The sequence below is a fragment of the Acinetobacter sp. ANC_7588 genome (assembly GCF_056783995.1).
In genome coordinates this window covers 1-249 of record NZ_JBWYIU010000052.1, presented here as the reverse complement: position 1 = coordinate 249, position 249 = coordinate 1, and the positions used below count along the sequence as shown (strand labels likewise).

General features: G+C 48.6%; 1 protein-coding gene. It reads left to right on the top strand.

Translation table 11 applies throughout. From position 1 onward, the window contains the following. A partial coding sequence (locus tag AC1M9J_RS14865) for a GA-like domain-containing protein (protein WP_481952580.1) occupies window positions 1-249 on the top strand: 249 nt, incomplete at both ends.

Genomic DNA, 249 nt, shown 5'->3' with positions numbered 1-249 from the left:
TCACCTTACCAACAGTAAATGATGAAAACGAAGATGGCGTAGCAGATGAGTACGAACAAGTATTGGCAGATGCCGAAGCAGCAGTAGAGGCGGCTGAAGCAGCATACGCTGCGGCAGAACAAGCGCTGATCGATGCAAATGCCAATGGCCTCATCACGCCAACAGAACTTACTGCATTGACTCAAGCACGTGATGATGCACTTGCTGCGAAAACAGAAGCACAAACAAAAGTGACAGCATTACCTGAGG